Genomic DNA, 18,427 nt, shown 5'->3' with positions numbered 1-18,427 from the left:
GCCTCATGAGCACTTGCTCAATGCGAGTGTAGAGTTCCATAATTGATTTGGTTGAGTGTGGTAATTCAACCAGTCTCGAACATTCCTTGCCTTTTCGGTACTGGAATGTTCGGCACTCTACGCGATCACTTTGCCGATTCCTGAAAAGATTCTACTTAGAGAAAAACTTCGCACTGTCCAGATAGTGATTTGAAGCGAATTAATAAGCTGTAGAGGCAGGCTTTTTGAATATATGACGTGCTAGTTGATGTTGAAAGGCAGAGCAAGCATTGCACCTACATCTAACCAGTCTATACAGAATCTATACAGATTAGACTGATTATAATACAATGCTGATAAGTGTATATACTTAGATTTGATTAGCTGGGGAATCAGCCTCAGTCGCCGAGCTGCTGCTTCCAGTTCTGCACCTCTGGTTTGTCTATGGGTGCGGTAGCGCCGATGCAAGTCATTCGATCGTTGAAGTTATCTTCACCGCTTGCTTCCTGTATGAGCGCTAACAGACAGTAAGGATCTGGCTGGTAGGCATAAGCCTCTATTGACTGTGCTAGCTGACTTCTAGCCGTCTCAAAGTCGCCCTTTAGATAGTTGAGCCAGCCTAAGTTTTTAAAGAATGCTGCCCTAGTAAGAGGGTTTTCTATGTTCTCGATAGGGATAGACAGTATTTCTTCTGCTAGTTGTAATTGCTCGGTGAGCAGATAGGCTCTAGCTAGATTATTTAGTGCATTTGCCCGGATAAACGAATTCATCTCACTGGCCACTGTGTAGTATTCAATCGCCTGCTCCAGATCAACCTGCTCGTACACATTGGCCAGGTTGTAGTAGAGATAGGGATTGTCTGGTTCAATCTCTAAGGCTTTTTCATAGTTAGCGATCGCCGCGTTAGTATCGCCTAGAAAAGCTTGCGCGATCGCCAGAGATGACAATAGCTCGACCGAATTAGGTTCGAGTGAGATCGCTTCTTCTATGAGAGCAAGGCCCTCAGTTAAAGCCCCATTCAAGATTAGCTGGTTGCCCTCTGCCAGTAACCTATCTGCTTCTGACTGCGTTTGAGAAAGAGATGCTCCGATTCCAACACAGGCGGACAGGAGTATTACTACTGCGACAACACGCACGACCGTGTTATCTAGCCAGCGCCACTTCTGCTTTCTAGCAAGTTCAGACTCTACTTCAGTGAGCAGGTTAAGAACTCTATCTGCGCTCGCTGGTCTGTAAAGTTCGCTTTGCTCAGTGAGCAGATCCACTAATAAGGTTAGGGGTTTCGACAGTCTTGAAGATTCCTTTCTCCAATTGACCTTGCCAGTCTTTGGGTTTCGAGCCACCTTGGAAGGAAGCTTCCCCGTCAGAAGCTCAATCATTGTCTGGCCAACCGAATACAGATCGCTGGAAGGAAGTGGTTGCCCGTTAGCCTGCTCAGGGGCCATGTATGCGATTGTCCCTGCCCTCTGAGCTGGGTTGGATGTTGGTAGTGCCGAATCTATGGAGCAAATCGCATCTAAGTCAATCAGGACTAATCGATGACTATGCTCAACGATAATGTTTTCTGGTTTGATATCTCTATGTAGGAAGTTGGCATGATGCAATTCCTTTAGAGCTGTCAATATCTGGCGCAGCCATGGAATTGCTAGGGCTTCGCTAGCAGCTCCATTAGCATTGATCCACTGTTGCAAGGTGATTCCAGCGACTTTTTGCGTGACCATGCAGTGGCTATCTGGCTCGTCTGGTTGAATTCTCCAGGTAAAGTAGCCGTACTCGTCCGGCTTGACCAGCTGCATGACACCAGAGTGCGGTGACAGTGAATGAACGAACCTTAGTGCTGTAACTGCATCTTTGAGTGGTCTGACTAAGTTCTCTTCGTTTGAGTGAACGACTCGAAGGATAACTTCGTCCTTTGTTTCTAGGTCGATGGCATCAAAAGTCTGAGTCCTTGGCGACGAGAATATATTGTCAGCTTGTCCTAACTTACTTGTTGCGAGAAAGCGCTCTTTGATGATTAGCGAACAGCCACACCGCTCGCAAACATCTTGATCTTGCTGCTGTGACCAATACAAACAGTAAGTATTGATACATTGCACACCCACTATTCAGCTCCAAGCAGTTTTCGTCCGAATAAAGGATCTAGCCAAATCATAGATAGACCATTGCTCGATTTATAAGCAAGACCCATATCAAGCAGCTTTCGAATGCCAAGCGCTCCTCCTGGTCGCTTCAGCAAGTCTTCCACCGAGATTCCCTGATGTGATTCAGCGATGTCTCTTAGTAAAGCTATGTCTGCGGACGATAACGCTGCGCCAGTCAATATTTTGTCATAGAAGTCTCCAACTAATCCGCTCAAGACGGTTAACCTTTCTATCTTGCCTAGACGACTCACATCGCCTATATAGTCGTACCACCCATCTATTTTCTTTAGCAGTAAAGGATTGCCGCCTACAGCCCTACAAAGCTCTTCTGCAACCTCATGCCAGCGACTGTGTAGAAGCGTTTTCGCTTCAGAAGTTGCCAATCCTCGCAGGTGATACGAGATTGCTTTTCCTCTTAAGACCAGATCTTCGAGTTCTTTGAGAGGATAGGTTGAGACTGTAACAACCTTTGACTGTGTCTCTTCGGTTATCCTTCTGATTAGACTCAGGTACTCTGAAAACAGCACCTGTTTCTCGGCGTTTTGAGTTGTCGTGTCTAGAACGACTAAGGTTGGATGCGACTGAAACTGCGCCAATAGTCCACCAGTGCTTTGCTCTAGGCCCATTGTCTCGATCAGTTCTTCCTCCAGCTCGTCCGATGTGGGGGAATGGTGCAGAGGCTTCCATAGAACGCGCTGTAGAGATATTTCTCCCTGCCTCATCAACTTCGCAAGCAGCGTTTTCTTTCCAATGCCATCTGGCCCCACCACTGAGAGGAGCGGATAGGCATCAATTAGCTTTGACAACCGACTGATGTCTTCGGATCTGCCGACAAAGTCGCCAACGCTGGGTAGGGTAGCGCCAAGTACTGTTAATAGGTCACTGCTGTGCGCGGTTCTTGTTGCGGGTTCGGATTTGCTAAGTCTCTCCTCTGCAATGATGCTTGTTATACACTCTCGAAACGTTTTCTTCCCTATGCTCTCAAGAGCAAAAGCTGTACGCAGCTTCTTCCAGAGCTGTGGCGCAGCTTGTCCTTTCAGCGTGTTCACGTTGACGCTGTACTTCTTTCCTACTGCTATGTAGGTTGTATCATCCCAGGCTGCTTCAAGAACGATAGGGTCTAACTTAGCTAGGGAAAGCCCGTGATCTATAAGTGCCTTCTCCACAAAAGGAATAACTTTTTCTATATCCATAGAGCTTGCTCTGCTTTAATGGCTCAGGCGTCCATATGTTCTTATAAATTATATGAGCCATTAATACCTTTAAAGGCATGAATACGCAATATATTTAGAATTTTTGGCCATAAGGTAAGCGATTTCAGACAGAAAGTCATTTTAATTGGTGGATCTAAAAATATTTAGTATGTTTTTTTGATGCTTTGTGTATAAAATTTCTAAATAGTGTTCAAATCACATCAGGTTTTATGCCATGACTTATACAGGTGGTTACCGTAGTGAGCCTAGCTCCTCTAGAGAACGAGTTGGTACTCGCGCCAACTCAATCCGGGCGCTTAGTGCGAACGGTAACAAGTGTAGATTCACTCTGGCCTTAGAGCCAGACGCCAACGCAGCTTTGGATGCTGATCGCTCTATGCAGAGACTATCAAAAACGTCATACATCAACAGAATCTTAGACTTTATCAAGGCTGCTAGACCCGTTTTTTTCGGCGGGTCTATATTGGATGAGCTAGGCGCGTATGCCCAGTTGTCCGATAGCATATCGAAATTAGAAATCCCTGAATTGGCCGCTCACTCCAGAAGGAACACCCTTCAACAGGTGCTGTTCCTTCTGGAGAAGGGGCTACAGCAGATAGAAAAAGAAAAATTAGACGATTAGTGCTGTACTTCTTTATGGCGCTCAAGAGGAACTCTCTGGCTCAAAGCTCTGAGAGTCTGTACATCCGTCACAGACAGGGTGTTTGCCTCTACCTGATCGCCATTCAGCTTAAACTCGCGGTTCGTCGCGTTATGGGTGATCCTCAAAGCGTCTGAAGACCGTGAGATCGTGTAATTTATTCCCGTATATTTTGCTCCTTCGGGTGTCCTACCAATCTTGTTCTGTCGCTTAAGTTCTTCCCAAATGGTCAAAGCCCCTTCGGTAATGACGCTGTGAAATGCCCTTACGTCGCTATTCATCCGCTGACGGTCGGCTCTACTTATTGCAACCTCAGCTACACCTTCCTGTTTCAAAGGAGCTGCGATCGCTTCTATCTCGGTCCTGTAATTACCTTTGGCTACTACTGTGTTTGCTTGCCACCACTCCCGTAGGATCTCAAGCGAGACGGGCTCCGATTCAGGATGGTGCTCAGCTAGCCACACCAAATCAGCATTCATTTCAGAGGCTTCACCTCGACTGACCTCGACTGAACCCTGTTCTTTTGCGACTTCCCCTTTCTGGCGAATAGCTTCTAGAAGGTCCGGTGATTTACTTTTATCACGAGCTGCTTGATACCATTGACGCAATTGCTCAACTTCCACCTGAATGGTAGGTTCAGGATTCGATAGCGCATCGGCGAGCTGTGGATCATGCTTGGCAATAATCGACCCAATCAGTTTGGATGCTGGGACGTGGGTATCTGTTGAGACTCCTTCTGTGTGTATAGATCCTTCTTGCTCTTCTGCTTCAATTGGTTCTGCTGTCAGCGCTGTGTTCATCGCGGATGCTTCAGTTTGACTCAGCATAGCTGTTCCGAATTCATTTGCCACTATGCCTTTCTGTTCAATAGCTTCTAAGACATCAGGTGGTGCTTCATTTGCTGTCGCCGCCCGATACCACTGCCGCAGCTGCCCAACCTTTACCTGGATAGTCGGTTCCGTATCTGTTAGCGCCGCCGCCAGCTCTGGTTCGTGAGAAGCAATCGCCGCTGCAACTAGCTCAGAAGCTGGGACCAGGTGTTCTGCACTTTCTGCCCCTGTGGAGCCTAGATTATGTTTCTGGTCTGACAGTTCCTCGGCTACTGCTTCGGTTTCTGGCTCGCTGTCTCTGCCAGATTCGGGACCGGAGCTTCGAAGCTGTTCTAGAGTTGCTTCTGGAAAATTCTGTTGAGAAAGAGTTTTTGCAAACGACATGGCAAAAGAGTGATCGCACCCTTCAATAGCTTTGCCTCCACCAACTGGATCAGGAAAGGCCGTAGACTGGAGTGCTAGAAGCCCATCGCCGGAGATTGAGAAACTCATCGACCTATCTACAGGTTGGATGGATGCCTCCTGGCTGCTCTCCTGTCTGAACGAAAGGATGCGAGTCTGCTCTACTTCATCGATATCCAGCCGCAGGGAAGATTGCTCCTCGGCCCGCACTGTCATATGCAATTTCCCTGACATTACGACTTCTGACAGTCCCGCCTTATCTAGGAAGGTTGCGATCACTCTTTCCGCTCTGCCTGTCTGAGCAAAACTAGACTCTAACCGTTGAGTGACCGCAGGCTGTAAATGCTCAGCAGATTTCTGTTCTGATTCACCAGCTATCTTTCTGGATTCAGGGCCCTCAGTCGCTGCTTCTTGAGGTAGCTGAGGATCTAGAGTCTCAGTTGCTTCCAGCTTGGGGTAGGTAGATAGTTCAGTTAAACCACGTCGGACTACAACTGGGGCGAGCTGCCTCAGTCGCTCAATAGAATCATCAAGCTTTTCCTGAAAGATTCTATTAACTAAGATCCTTCCATAGCGATCATTTTTTGAGTCGATTGTCCTCAGCTTCGTTTCTAATTCTTTAGAAGCCAGTTTTGCGTCGTCGTCAAAAGTTTCGTAGTGACCAATAGGGGTACGAATCAGTACGACAGAGTCTGGATGTTCGGCTTTCAGCTCTAGGTAGATACGAAGAATGGGCCGAACGCTGTCTAACTGTTCGCTGCTGATTGCTTCCTTGGCTGACGAACCTTTTCCGGTAGGTGGCGCTTCGTCGTCGGCCTCCGGCGTGAGCAGTTTTTCATTGACTGTCGAGCTGTAGTCCTCTGCAAACTGTCTGAGCGCCGGCATGGAGACCTTGTCTGTTTTCTTCCACCACCGAGGATCGCTATCCTTTTTTGAAAATCTAAAACCTTGGGTCTTAAGCTTGCTAGTCCACTCTTTGCTAGGCTTCTCAGTAAACCTGACTTCAATTCCGCCGCGCTCCCTGTTCTCAGTGACTGCGATCTCCTCGCTCTCGTAGATAGTTACGCTAGGCTCTGTCTCTTCGGGAGCTGCCGCTGTGGGGCTAGTGTGATCCTTGCTCTTTAGATCAGGGTCAGGTGGGAGAGTAATCTCCGCTTTCTTCCCCGAAAAGAGAGACGTTAGCTCAAGAACTACTGGTTCTACTTGCTGACTTTCAGATTCTCGGCTAGGGACAAGTTCTTCCCGATTCGCTTCAGCACTAGGTTGAACTTTCTCCGGCAGCGGCGGCGGCGAAGGCTGTTCTTCTAGCGTCTGGTCTGACTGCTGAGCTTCTACTGCTGGAGTTCTGTCTGGAGCATGGGAGGTTACTGACCCTGATACTGCTCCTTGAGCTTCGACAACTTCCTGTAGGTCTGACGGCTGGTCCGTCTTTTGTGTCTCTGCTGAAGAGACGATAGGAGCGGTAGCCTCTTCTGTCTCGGCATCTTCACTATCTGCCGTAGTTTCCCCGGTATCGGGATCTAGAGAGTTGCCCGACTTTACTTCTGGGCTTTTGTCAGCGCTCAGGCTGACTGATGACTCATCTGCTTCTACCGTTGCCTGAAGTGAGGATACGAACTTATCTTTGTTTACAGATAGATAATGAGCTAACCTAGCCGCCAGTGCTAGCTCACCAAGGTTAGTTTCTTCTCCTCCTTCAGCGCTTTCTAGCGTGAGTATTCCAGAGGAATCTAACTGAAATACAGCTGCAATATTTGTTGCGGGTAGACGCCCAGTTTTGACATTAGTTGTCAGTTTGATACTTTCCCCGTCGTTAGCGTCAATAATTAAGTCAGTATCTCTTTCTTCATGTTTAAGTATTAGGTAGAGTCCTTCTGTAGAGGCAACTTCATGCTGTAGATTTATAGCTTTAAGAAACTTGGCGACTCGTTTGGTGACTCCGCTTTCTTGCTCGCTCTGTGGCGCAACGTGGGGACGAATGTCAGCAGATGTATCAGAAGCGGAGCCATCTGCGGTCAGATCAGAATCACTGCTCTTCCCTTTTTGAGCTTCAGTTTCTGCATTTAGCTCTTTATACACTTCCGCAAGACGTTTGGTAGCTGCGGCTAACTCTTCTTCCTTTTGAAAAGGCTGTTCAACATGCTGAGACAGCTTTTGAAGGTTATCTTTGTTACTTAATAGTTGATCGTTTAATTTTTCTAATCTCTCAGCTATATCTACTTCTAGGATGCGTCTTATGGGTTCGTAAGCCCTTTTATTTGAGCCCAAAATCTTGTCATAATGATAATTATCTGCTCCTACTATTTTTAGAGCAGGACTATCATCCATATAGCGATATACATATATCTCAAATTTTCCTAGGTTTCCAATCTTTTTGGATATAACTCTTTCCCCTCTGCTAGGTCGTATATAACTAACGTTACTCCGTATACGTTTACCGATCTCTTCTGTTTGGCTAAGGCTTAGCTGCTGGTCGAATAAAGTAATTTTGCCTGCTGTACTCGCTTGATTAGCTGAGTCGAGATCTATTTTTATGTCTCTTATGTTTTGCTCAATTATTTCAATTGTGACGGGTATTCTTTTCAGCTGTCGTCTGATTCGATAAGTGGCGTTGATATGAGAGCGTTTTTGACTTGATAGCTGTCTGACAGTGTTATCGAGCGTAGCCATTTCCATAATGAGCGGATTGCCAGTAGCGATCGCTTTTGCGGTGGCAAAATCAAGGGCCTCTTCTGATATATCAGACATGTGACGAACGCTAGTATCGCCCTTCATCAGCTGCGAAATAAAGCCAGCCTTCTTTTCTAGGGTTTGCCAAAAGTAGCCGTCCATTCCTGGCTGTCCATTGCGTCCTTGAGTGATGTAGCGTCGGGACTCAACAACTTCGTTCCGGTTCCCCTGCCGAAGCATACGCCCATCTCTTTGCTCAATCTGGTCTGGACGCCAGGGAACTGTGAGATGACTAATTCTAGCCAGCCTTGCCTGACCGTTGAAACCAGTTTCTAGCTGTGATCCAGAGATCAAGAGAGAGATTTTTCCCTCGTTAAATTTCTTTTGCATCTGTAACTTTTGAGCATCTGTTTTATAGCTTTGGGCAAACGCAATCTCTTTCTCGGGAATACCTTTGGTGACAAGTTTATCTTTTATTTCCTGATATAGAGAAAACTCGCCTGCTTTCTTAGGAGTACCTAAATCGCAGAAGGCGAGATGTGTCTTCTCATTGCGATTTTCTTCCCAAAACTTATAGGCGTCTCTGACAAAGTAGTTAATCTTACTGTTTGGGTCATCTGCCGCACCGGGCATCCGCAGCCGTGGATCAAGGGAGGTAGCCTTTCCATCCCCGGTCAGCTTCAGCATGTTGTCTTCCGTCGGATCGATATTGCCCATGTTCTCAACACGCTGTACCATGTCATCCATGTAAGCAAGCTGATCGTCTGTAGCGGGTACAGCAACGATTGTAGGTTCGCCGTTCAATAGCTTAGGTACGGGCAGATCCAGCATGTCAGCAGTTTTGATATCCATAAACTGCCTAACGCTACCCATCAACTCACCCATGTTGGTGAATGAATTAAATCGAGAGGTGACCTTAAATTTGCCCGACGCAGTTAGCTCGGCAGCGGACACCATTTCGCCAAAAACGCTTGCCCAATTGTCAAAAGATTCAACTCCTGTGCGCTTCAGCTCCTCTGGCTGTAAAAAGCGCTGTGCAGTGTATAGCTCTGCCATTGAATTAGTGACGGGCGTTCCAGTCGCGAAAATAATGCCCTTCCCCTCGCCCCGCACTTGCGTAACATGACGGACTTTCATGTGCATATCAAAAGCACGCTGACTTTCTGTGTTAGGTAGACCCGCGACGTTCCGCATCTTAGTGACGTAGCCTAAGTTTTTGAAGTAGTGCGATTCATCTACGACTAATAGGTCTACTCCTAGCTGCTCAAACGTGATCGTTTCATCTTTTTCCGTACTGTCTGAGATCGCGCTAATTTTTTCACTTAGCTTTGTTTTCTTCTTCTCTAAGTCCTTCATTAATCGGCGCGATTCTTCGCTATTTTTATCTACGCTGAGAAGCGCCTCTCTAACTTTTTCGTGCTCTTCTGTTAGAAATACAGTTTGAGACTGGTTACTGAGCTTGAGTTTCCCGAAAGCAGAGTGTGTCACCACTACAGCATCCCACTGCCCTGTTGCGATGCGAGCCATCAGCTCCTGACGATTTGCTTTTGATGCGTCTTCTTTAGTAGCTGCGAGGATGTTGGCCGTAGGATAAAGATGTTTTATATCTCCAGCCCATTGCTCTAGCAGGTGATTTGGTACAACGAACATCGGCTTATCGGCTAGGCCCAATCGCTTTTGTTCCATGCCTGAGCAAATCATCTCGGCTGTTTTGCCTGCGCCGACAGCGTGAGCGAGTAACGTGTTGCCAGACAAAGAGCGATAGACAGCATCGGCCTGATGCTGTCTAAGAATAAAGTTTGGATTTTTGCCGGGTAGTTCTAAATGGCTCCCGTCATACTGCCGCTCTCGGTTGGTATTAAAGGTCTCGTTGTAGACTTTAGTGAGACGGTCAGTCCGCTCTGGATCTTGCCAAATCCAATCTTTGAACCGCTCTTTTATTTCTTCCTGCTTTAGTCGCGCTGCTGCCGTTTCGTCCTGGTCGATAACCCTCTTATCTGCATCATGAGGATCGGCTTTGTATACAACTGGATTTTTTAGATTGAGCGTTTGTGAAATGAGCGTGGTCGCAGATACTTCGCCAGTCCCGTAGATACTATTGTTCGCAGCAAGTACATTGACTCTATATGTAGTGTTCACGTACCAAGCGTCTGCACTTTTGGAATGTTGAATAGTAATTCCCTTGTCTACTCCTAACAGGTTGTGAGCAAAGGCTTCTACGTCAGAAGGCGGTATCCATATAGAACCTAGTCGAACATCAATATCACCCGGTAGCAGTGGTTCTGGCTGAACTGCTTGAAGCGCTTCTACATTGACGGTAAATTCGCTATATTTTTCGGCCTCTTCTTGAGCAACTTCTAGCTTCCGCTTAACGTTTCCGCTGAGATACTCATCGCTGGTCTGCCATTCCTTTATTATGGGATCTTTGAATATTAGTTGCTCTTTTTGTAGGTCACGAATAACCTCTAGCCTCGACTGAGAAGTTAGTTCGGCAATGTAGCTGATATTGACTTTTCCGAACTCGTTCAAGCTGAAAAGCAGCCCTTCCTTGGCGCTCTCGGCATGTGTTTTGGGCTGATAGGTTTGGATTGTGCGCTTGAAGAAGATATCCGTCTTCTTCGCCGTCTTTTCCTCTGGATCGTAGTTTTCTAGGGCTAGAAGTAGGGGGTAATCAGGGTCTCCACGAAAGGCGAGTCGATTTCCTCTCTGGTGGATGTATCCATTCTTTTGTACGAAACTGTCGTAGGTTTTTTCTAAGCTTTTCTGCGCTGAGTCTAGTTCTGTATCTGAGCCCTGTTGTAGCTGAACATCAAATACGTTTTGAACGGCGTCTCTTAGCCCTATCAGTTCGATGACTCGCTCGTAGGGCTTGCCGGTGAGTTCAGTAGGCTCTAGATAGTCACCTCTACGCTGCATCAGTTTGTCTTCGTAGAGGGTGAAGCCGTTTCGCTTGACTGATTGCAGCTCGGGCGGCACCAGTATGCGCCGAGTCGCATCAGCCGTGAGCCCTAACTGCGGCTGATAAATGCCTGAAGGCACCGTAGCGAACGCCCCTTCAATAGCCGTTGCAATATCTCTACCATCACCATCGAGTGCTAATCGACCAGGATACAGCTTGTCGTCGCGCAGCGTTCCCAGCATCAGCTCTGGCCGCTGCGCATAGTATTCGTTTGTCTGTAGTCGTTTTCCTTCGCTATCAAGAACGTCTGTCTCTGCGAGTTCAGTCCAGACGATACCATTAGGTACAACGCCATCGCCTAGTTTCTGCAAGATGATGAGATCTGTAGTGACCTCAGTACCAGCATTCTTTTTGAAGGCGTCTCCTGGTAGCCGCATCGCACCGACCAAATTGGCGCGGTCGCTCAAGTATTGCCGGAAAGGTTTTCCTTTTGCCGACTGCATTGTTCCTGTCGAGGTTATGTAGGCCATCAGCCCACCTGGTCGCAGTTTATCGAGCCCTTTCGCAAAGAAATAGTCGTGTAGTGTGTTGATCGGCTGATGTTTGTAGCGTGGGTCGCCAACACCTACCTCTGAAAAAGGTACATTACTAATGGTGAGATCGAAGTAGTCATCAGCGAGGATTGTATCTTGGAATCCCCGGATGTGAATATCCGCATCTGGATATAGCTGTGAGGCAATCCGCCCGGATAGGTCGTCTAGTTCTATGCCAACAATTTCAGAGTCATTGGCCATTTCTGCTGGCATCATGCCTTCAAAGATGCCGGTAGCTCCCAGAGAAGGGTCTAAAATCTTCCCTCCGGGGAAACCTAGCTGCTTCACACCCTTATAAATCTCTGCCGCGATGACTGCATCTGTGTAGAAAGCATTTACGGTCGAAGCTCTAGCGGCGGTAAGCTCTTCTTCTGTTAGAAGCTCTTCTAGTTCACCTTTAAGCTCAGCCCAGGCCGATTTAGCTGTAAAGATATCAGGTGCTGCGCCCCATCCTGAATAGCGAACAAGGATAGCCTGTTCTTCTGTAGTCGCAGAGCGATTCTCTCTCTCAATTTCTTTGAGTAACTTGATAGCAGCAATATTTTGTCGCGCTTTCGTCTTTGCGCCGCCGTTTGCTAAATCATCCGCATCTGTAATTCGGTAATTAGCCATCGTTGATTCTATTTCGTGTTCGTTTATATCAGTCGTCAGGTTCTGGCTGATAGGTGTAGAGTCCTGTCTCTGTCGTCATAAGCTCAGGTACATCTTCTTCTGTCGGCAGATAGATGTAGCGTTCTCTCACTGCTTGTTTCGCCATAATGAATGCCGTTGGCGAATCGTAGCCCTGTCTAATAAGAGCGAAGTGAATCTGTTCTTCCTCATCTACAGTGGCTTCAAATGCTGCGTTTGCTGTTTCCAATAATGTTCCGCTCTGATATAGCTCCGTGTACATCTTGGGTCGATGCTCACGCCAGTGGCGTAGGGCGTCAGCAACGTCTGGAAGAGTACCTTGTGGAATGTTTAGCTCTGGAAGTAGTGACTCTGGTGATGACATCGGCTTACTTTTTGTGACTGTGCTTTTACATCTTATTCCTCCTAGCCCACTTCACCATTAAGAGCAATCGAATAGACAGGCGTAGGTATGTCATCGAAAAAGACGGTGAGCAAGTGTCTCGGTACGTTGAGATCGACCAGCTTTTCAAAAACTGTGTTGACGCCACTGTCTGTAAACTCTGCCTTGTATATATCTTCTCCGTCTAATTGGACTCTGAACGCTCTAGGTTTAAGGGCTGTCAGTGAATCTAGAAAGGGGTGCATAGGAGTTACTAAATGGGGAGACTCAACCTACATTGCTATCTGACTCGCTACTGGTTGTCTCTCGTGTGTGTATATACGATGTTCTAACTCGGCCATTTGTGAAGACAGATAGTTAACATCCTCTCTAGTAAGGTTGCTTTGAACTTCATCCTTACGATCGATTATTGCTGTTCTTCCGGGATCTGTCTTTGTTGATATTTCAATGTCTCCATTCCTCTTTGAGATCTCAAAATTCTTACCAGACCATTTTTGGCCGTCGCCTAACCGGGCCTCTACAACTTCTATAATTGCTCGGACCTTCCTCTCATATACCTTTTCTTTCTCTGAGCTGCCGAGGATGACTGGACTCCTTGCTATCTTCTTCAAGGCTTTCTTATCCTGCGCCTGAGCAGCTTCAGTTTGAATAACTCGAATTGGCTGACCTTTACTGTTCGTCTTGAATTCCATGACTGATCGATTCATAGAGTCAAGGACTTTGTATTGATTGCCTGATTTCTCTACGGTATAGCCGTCTTTGCTAAAACTGTTCTCGCCCGTACGAGCATTACCTTTTTTATGTATGGTTACAGCTGCTTTAGCCATTCCGTATTCATCTAGCTTCTCTGCCCTAGTCTGAAGATACTGACCAGTCGCTTTCAATGCTCTACCACTTGTCCTAGTTGCTACCCCTACTGTCTTTAATGCAAGTCCTGCTATCCCTCTAGGTGATGGATGTCGAACAGCATCTATCGCCTCAACAGCACCTTCGCGAACATTGCTTGCAAAGCTTTTTATCGATGACAAGCTTGTCTTTGCAATGTTTTTAAGACTCTGAGCCCTTTCTTCCCTTGCGATGACTTCTGATTCTCGGGCTTGAATATCAGTCGCTATTTTCTCGGCTAGTTCTCTGGCTGGCGAGTCTTCTGGGAGCTGCTCGATACTTTGAAACAAAGCGGCTATGGTGTTGCTCGCTGGTTCGGGATTGACTGCTGATTCGTCAATGTCTTCCCTAGCGTCTGGGCTTTTATCAGATATGGCCTTCTCCGCTATATCTGGCCTATTGCTAGAGGTAAAAGCGTCTTCATAGTCGGAAGGGCGATCGCCTACCTCATTAGTCTCTGCTTCTGGCGCAGAACTGGAGTCGTTCTCAAGATCGTCATCTGCGCCAGTCTCCAGCAGCGCATTAGTTTCAGCTTTCCCCTGCTGTAAACCATCTTCACCATGAACCTTTCGTAATGTAGCTTCAGTATCTTCAGCTAAGACATCTTCGCCAAGCAGATTTTCCTCGTTGAACTCATTGGTGTTATCAACGCCGTCAGTTGTTTCTCTGGGGCTATCTCCTCCGTCTGATGGTCCCTTAAGGTCTCCATCATATGACCCCAAGGCACTGTCTACTGTAGCCTCTGAGGTAAGGTTATCTTCTGACCCTATTTGAGTAGCCCTCCCGCTTCTGAGCCATTCATCCATGTCATTAGCCCAAGCCTGTTGAGCTGTTCCCGACTCTGATGATAGTGACTGACCAACATCGAGAGCTGATTTCTGCTGTTCCCGCTCTTCTTCTGTCAGTTCAGCCGTCGTAAGATCGTTAGCTACTTCGGTCCTAAGCACAGTTATCTCAGGAAAAGTTTCTTCCCCGGTTTGTTGACCGAGTTCAAAGCCTTCTTTATATGCTTCTATCGTGAAGCCTCTTACGTACGGATTTTCTCTAATATCTTCTGAATAGCCCTCTAAGCCTGGGGCGAACGGGTTGTTATCTCTATCAATGGCGTGATGAGCGTTGACATACGTCGTAAACCCATTCTCCTGCCCCTCTATATGAGCATCCGTAATCAAGTTCGCAAGCAAATCACCCACTAGATTAACCGAGGTAGGCAGTTCCTTCCCTCGTTCCTGCCTGAAGAGTGTTCTAGTAGGAGCCTTGTCATCCGGTCCCTTCGGTGCGATCGCCAGCACCTCAAATTCTGGTGCCTTGGGCTTACCTTTTTCTGTCTTTGGGATTTCTACCCTTTCTTTGCTGAGATCTAAAGCTGATCCCCTAATCTGGTTTAGGGCCTCTAGAGATAGATCGTCTCTAGGCTTTCCAATACTGCTCTCATTTAGGACTACTCTCTTGTTCGGTCCAGTAATGATCTTGAGCTTCTCGCCCGGTTCTAGAACGGAAGCAAAAAGTTTATTGACTTCGGCTGCAGTACCGACTTCGGCTGCGTTCCTGGGTTCTGTTTCTAAGTCCTTAGCCATTTGCTCATCCCTAACGAAATGTCGGTGTTACGTTTTACTAGTGCTGCTTATGCCATCTATGAGTCCTGAACTCTGTTGCGAAGGTCTTCAGCGAAGGACCGTAGCTCGCAATTTTTCAATATCTCGTCCATTTCGGCTATCTGAGCTGTTCTGTCAAGCAGGATCTCCCCAGGATTAAGCACAAAGAGAGCTAATTCGTCCTCGTCGAAGCAAATTTCCCAGAAAGGCGGTACGTAGCCTTTACTGCATTCTCGACTGGCTGTAATTTCACCCGCTTCGTATCGAAGGTAGGTGAGCCCTTCAAATTTGACCTCGACTACGGTCGGTGTATACTCGCCGGGGAGATCACCTTTAGCAGCCTGCTCTTGAATGTATTGCTGTATTTTTGGTTCCGCCTCGTAGAATGCTAAGGCTGTACGCGATGCTTGTTTAACTGCAAGTGTGTTCATTTTTTGGTTCAATATAATGAAATGAATGCTATGCGGTGCGTAGCTTTGAGTGCAAGTGGATGACGAGAGCTATGATATTCAGTTCTTGTCGTAGTTGTATTCATAGTCATATTCCCACTCGTCGTCAATGTTCAAGACAACGAAAGAGCCTTCTGGAAGTACTATTCCTAACTGGTCAAAAGCCCATTTATCCACGGAATTAATCTCAATAGGTGGTCGTTCGGTGTCCGTGTAGGAACCATGTGAACGCTCAGCAACATACGTACCACTAAAAACAGAGGTGATTTGCTCTCTATATTGTTCTATTCCGCCCGCTTCCTCAATAAGTGGATAGTACGACTGTAAAGTCAGTTCTCGTGCAATATCGAGTGGTATTCGGTTGGTTATGTATTCGTCATATGGTGTGAAAGCCAATCCACACAAACCACTAACCATGACTTTAGTGACTATAGTCTCCGGTACTCTTGTCTCGGGGCCAACATAGCTCCACATTTGGAACAACTCTCCATAGCTGTCGACTTCAGCGTCCAATTCTACATTGACACCTCGGTCAATCATGTTCTGTAGTGACTCGCACGGTGGTACTACAAAGTTTTGGGCTAGCTGTAAGCGGTCTGAGCCTTCAATTTTGTTGTAGGTTAAGACTTCTTCTGCGATCACAACTGCTCTAGGTGAAAGTCGATCACCATCGGCCTCAACAGTTCTAGAGACAACCGAGCCAATGCTTATAGCGACTAAAAGTGTTGATACGAACAATAACAGTAGCTTTCTTGTTCGACGTTTACTGCTCATGGACCCGCCTCTAAATCATATGCCGTTTTAGTGTAGTCAACCACGCCCAGTGGATCAATTGCTCTACCGTTTAGCCGTACCTCAAAATGCATATGCGCTCCACTTGAGTTTCCAGATCCCGGAGCACCTTTTATACCTCCTGAGAGGGCAATAACTTCGCCTTGTCTTACACGGGCTCCATCAGGCGCTAACCGCTTGAGTAAGTGGGTGTAAAGTGTGCTGTAGCCACCATCGTGAGTGACTTCCATATATCGACCATAGCCGTCGCATTGATCGCAACCAAGATATGTGACTATGCCGCTATCAGAAGCAACTAGCTCAGAACCATTAGGTGTTAACATATCGTCACCAAGGTGGAGATCGGCTGTCCTTGCCTTCGCGTTCCAGCCGTAGGTAGGATTGAATCTACGTGAAAAGCTATTGATACCTGCTAGGGACGGATTAATGAATGTCCCAGTTGACTTACATCGGTCTGCACTATCTGGAATATCCGCTGAAATCTGCTTGTAGTATCCTAAGAACTTCGTCCCGTAGTCTCTCAACACACTGGTAGAATCGACTCGTCCATCTGTTAGGACGCCACTTCCGCCATGATGCATTTGCCCAACAACTTCGAGTAATTTGTCTCCTTCATAGCCAGCGGCGATCGCAGCTTCTATGTTAGACTTCTGGTCCTCTGCGAATACACTGTCTTGATCGTCGGGAGGAAAGCCTTCTAAGACTTCTTGCGGCGTAATCGTTTGATTCGCTCTAGCTTTAGCAATCAGTCTTGCCCCTGCCTGAGTCGAACCGATTTTTTCGGCCACAATCTCCTTGTAGGACATGTACTGATACTTTCCTAACGCCCTTCCAGTCTCGCCCGGTGTTATGCTTACCCAGTCGCCTACTGCGCTGTAGCTACCGTCGCCGATACTCTCTACAAGCTCAAATGCCTCGGCTAGAGCCTCCAGCTTGACCCCACCAGGTCCATCACCACAGAGGCTACCTCCGCTAGTGTTTCCGTACGACGACGCATATCTATCAACTATATCTGTGACTTCTTTCGGTGGACTAGGTCTCTTTTTCTCCCACGAGCTAGGTGCTTCTAGCCCACTAGTAAGCCCTCCTTGCCCATCGAGGAGTCCAGTAATGATCAAGCCCTTCTCTTTTGCATTTAATACGGGCATAGGCACTGGCCCGAGGAAATAGGGTGTGCATCCTAGATCTGGAATGCCTCGATAGCAGTACTTGAAGTACAAAGAGAACTCAGCTGACCCTTCAGATTCGACCACTTTACTCAAGACAACTTTGAACTGATCGCCATAAGGATGTCTGCCTGTCGGTTCTTTGCCGCCGTTGGTTGCCCCAAGGACCCCTTCTCCGCCGTTGACCATTTGTTGCCCCTTTCCGGGGCCGCCAGATATCCATTGAGCCCCATGCATCATAAAAAAGCCCGTAAGTTCTATATGGGCACAGCCCCTAGACTGTTTACACTGAACTGCAAACCCGTCTTTATTACTGCCAGTGATGCTGTATTTGGTAGGTGTCTTAGTGTGTTCTTTTGGTCCATAGGGCATGTCGAACTTACCCCATAACCCGCTTAATATCCTCAGCCCATTTGACATGCTGCCCATAGGAACATCGCCAAGACCTGGGACTTCAGAGATAGCCGTTGCTTCCCAGCCTTCAAAGCTCTCCATGCTAGCTACGTCCAAGTTGGGTACATCGGTGACGGCTGAATCACCTGCGATCGCGCTGAAGTCCATCTCACCGATTGAGGGATCTAGATCCATCGCCTCGCCGAGCGTCATGGATGAATCGAGTCCTAGTCCATCGAGAGCGGGGATCTCTTCCATTGTGAAGTCTTCTAGTATAGGTGTGGCTTCAGCTACCTCGGCTACGCTTCTACCTTGAAGAAATGGAACATCTGATATTCTCATGGTTGAGAGGTCTGAGCCTGTCATCTGCGAGATCTGATCCAAGCTCAGGGATTGTGCGCCAAGAGATGATTGAAAGTCGCCTAGAACAAAGACGTCAGCGGGTCTATCACCAGCTTCCCAATGCCTTTGAGGGTCATAGCCCATATCAAAGGCTAGATCGCCAGTAGAGGCGATGTCACCAGGCTCTTCGTAGGCTGGTAATGAATTGAAGGTTACGTTAGATAGGTCAGGACCATCCGTCTCCTGAGCATACGCAGGAGTGGGCCACAGCAGGAGAAAGGTTAGAAACGCGAGGAGTATTTTGAGAAAAATAATCTATGCCCAAACTCTCTGCCTGATAGCGTAGTAGATGCAGGCCAATTGTTCATACTGTGCTAAATGAAGCAAAAAAGTGTGTAAGAAGTGTGCTGTTGTTTGACTTCAAT

Annotated in this window: 10 protein-coding genes; 1 reads left to right on the top strand and 9 read right to left on the bottom strand. The window is 47.2% G+C overall.

Annotated elements, in window-relative coordinates; translation table 11 throughout:
- Positions 1 to 377: 377 nt before the first annotated feature.
- Positions 378 to 2,075 (bottom strand): tetratricopeptide repeat protein, encoded by a 1,698-nt coding sequence (locus IQ256_RS18155; protein WP_193856970.1) that lies wholly within the window; start codon positions 2,073 to 2,075, stop codon positions 378 to 380.
- A gap of 5 nt (positions 2,076 to 2,080) precedes the next feature.
- A complete protein-coding gene (locus IQ256_RS18150; RefSeq protein ID WP_193856969.1) occupies positions 2,081 to 3,313 on the bottom strand; it encodes a hypothetical protein in 1,233 nt (410 codons plus the stop codon).
- A 235-nt stretch (positions 3,314 to 3,548) separates the two neighbouring features.
- Here IQ256_RS18150 and IQ256_RS18145 point away from each other — a divergent pair, with 235 nt between their 5' ends.
- Entirely contained in the window at positions 3,549 to 3,956 is a 408-nt protein-coding gene (locus IQ256_RS18145) for a hypothetical protein (protein ID WP_193856968.1), read from the top strand.
- On the opposite strand, the gene IQ256_RS18140 is transcribed toward IQ256_RS18145, so the two are convergent.
- The 7 genes from IQ256_RS18140 to IQ256_RS18110 form a co-directional block, all read right to left on the bottom strand.
- Positions 3,953 to 11,980 (bottom strand): DEAD/DEAH box helicase family protein, encoded by an 8,028-nt coding sequence (locus IQ256_RS18140; protein WP_193856967.1) that lies wholly within the window; start codon positions 11,978 to 11,980, stop codon positions 3,953 to 3,955. The two genes, IQ256_RS18145 and IQ256_RS18140, sit on opposite strands and share 4 nt — an antisense overlap.
- Positions 11,981 to 12,008: 28 nt before the next feature.
- Positions 12,009 to 12,362, bottom strand: a complete 354-nt coding sequence (locus tag IQ256_RS18135; RefSeq protein ID WP_193856966.1) for a hypothetical protein — start codon at positions 12,360 to 12,362, stop codon at positions 12,009 to 12,011.
- 41 nt (positions 12,363 to 12,403) lie between these two features.
- Positions 12,404 to 12,625 carry a hypothetical protein gene (locus IQ256_RS18130; protein ID WP_193856965.1) on the bottom strand — a complete coding sequence of 74 codons (222 nt, stop codon included), beginning with the start codon at positions 12,623 to 12,625 and terminating at the stop codon, positions 12,404 to 12,406.
- A 27-nt stretch (positions 12,626 to 12,652) separates the two neighbouring features.
- Entirely contained in the window at positions 12,653 to 14,458 is a 1,806-nt protein-coding gene (locus tag IQ256_RS18125; RefSeq protein WP_193856964.1) for a hypothetical protein, read from the bottom strand.
- A gap of 440 nt (positions 14,459 to 14,898) precedes the next feature.
- Positions 14,899 to 15,291 carry a hypothetical protein gene (locus IQ256_RS18120; protein WP_193856963.1) on the bottom strand — a complete coding sequence of 131 codons (393 nt, stop codon included), beginning with the start codon at positions 15,289 to 15,291 and terminating at the stop codon, positions 14,899 to 14,901.
- 78 nt (positions 15,292 to 15,369) lie between these two features.
- The gene (locus IQ256_RS18115; RefSeq protein ID WP_193856962.1) at positions 15,370 to 16,047 is read right to left on the bottom strand and encodes a hypothetical protein; all 678 of its coding nucleotides are present in this window, start codon (positions 16,045 to 16,047) and stop codon (positions 15,370 to 15,372) included.
- A gap of 32 nt (positions 16,048 to 16,079) precedes the next feature.
- Entirely contained in the window at positions 16,080 to 18,146 is a 2,067-nt protein-coding gene (locus tag IQ256_RS18110) for a M23 family metallopeptidase (protein ID WP_193856961.1), read from the bottom strand.
- Positions 18,147 to 18,427: the final 281 nt, after the last annotated feature.

This window comes from cf. Phormidesmis sp. LEGE 11477 (assembly GCF_015207105.1).
Taxonomy (GTDB): domain Bacteria; phylum Cyanobacteriota; class Cyanobacteriia; order Phormidesmidales; family Phormidesmidaceae; genus Phormidesmis.
This window is presented reverse-complemented; position numbering and strand designations above follow the sequence as displayed.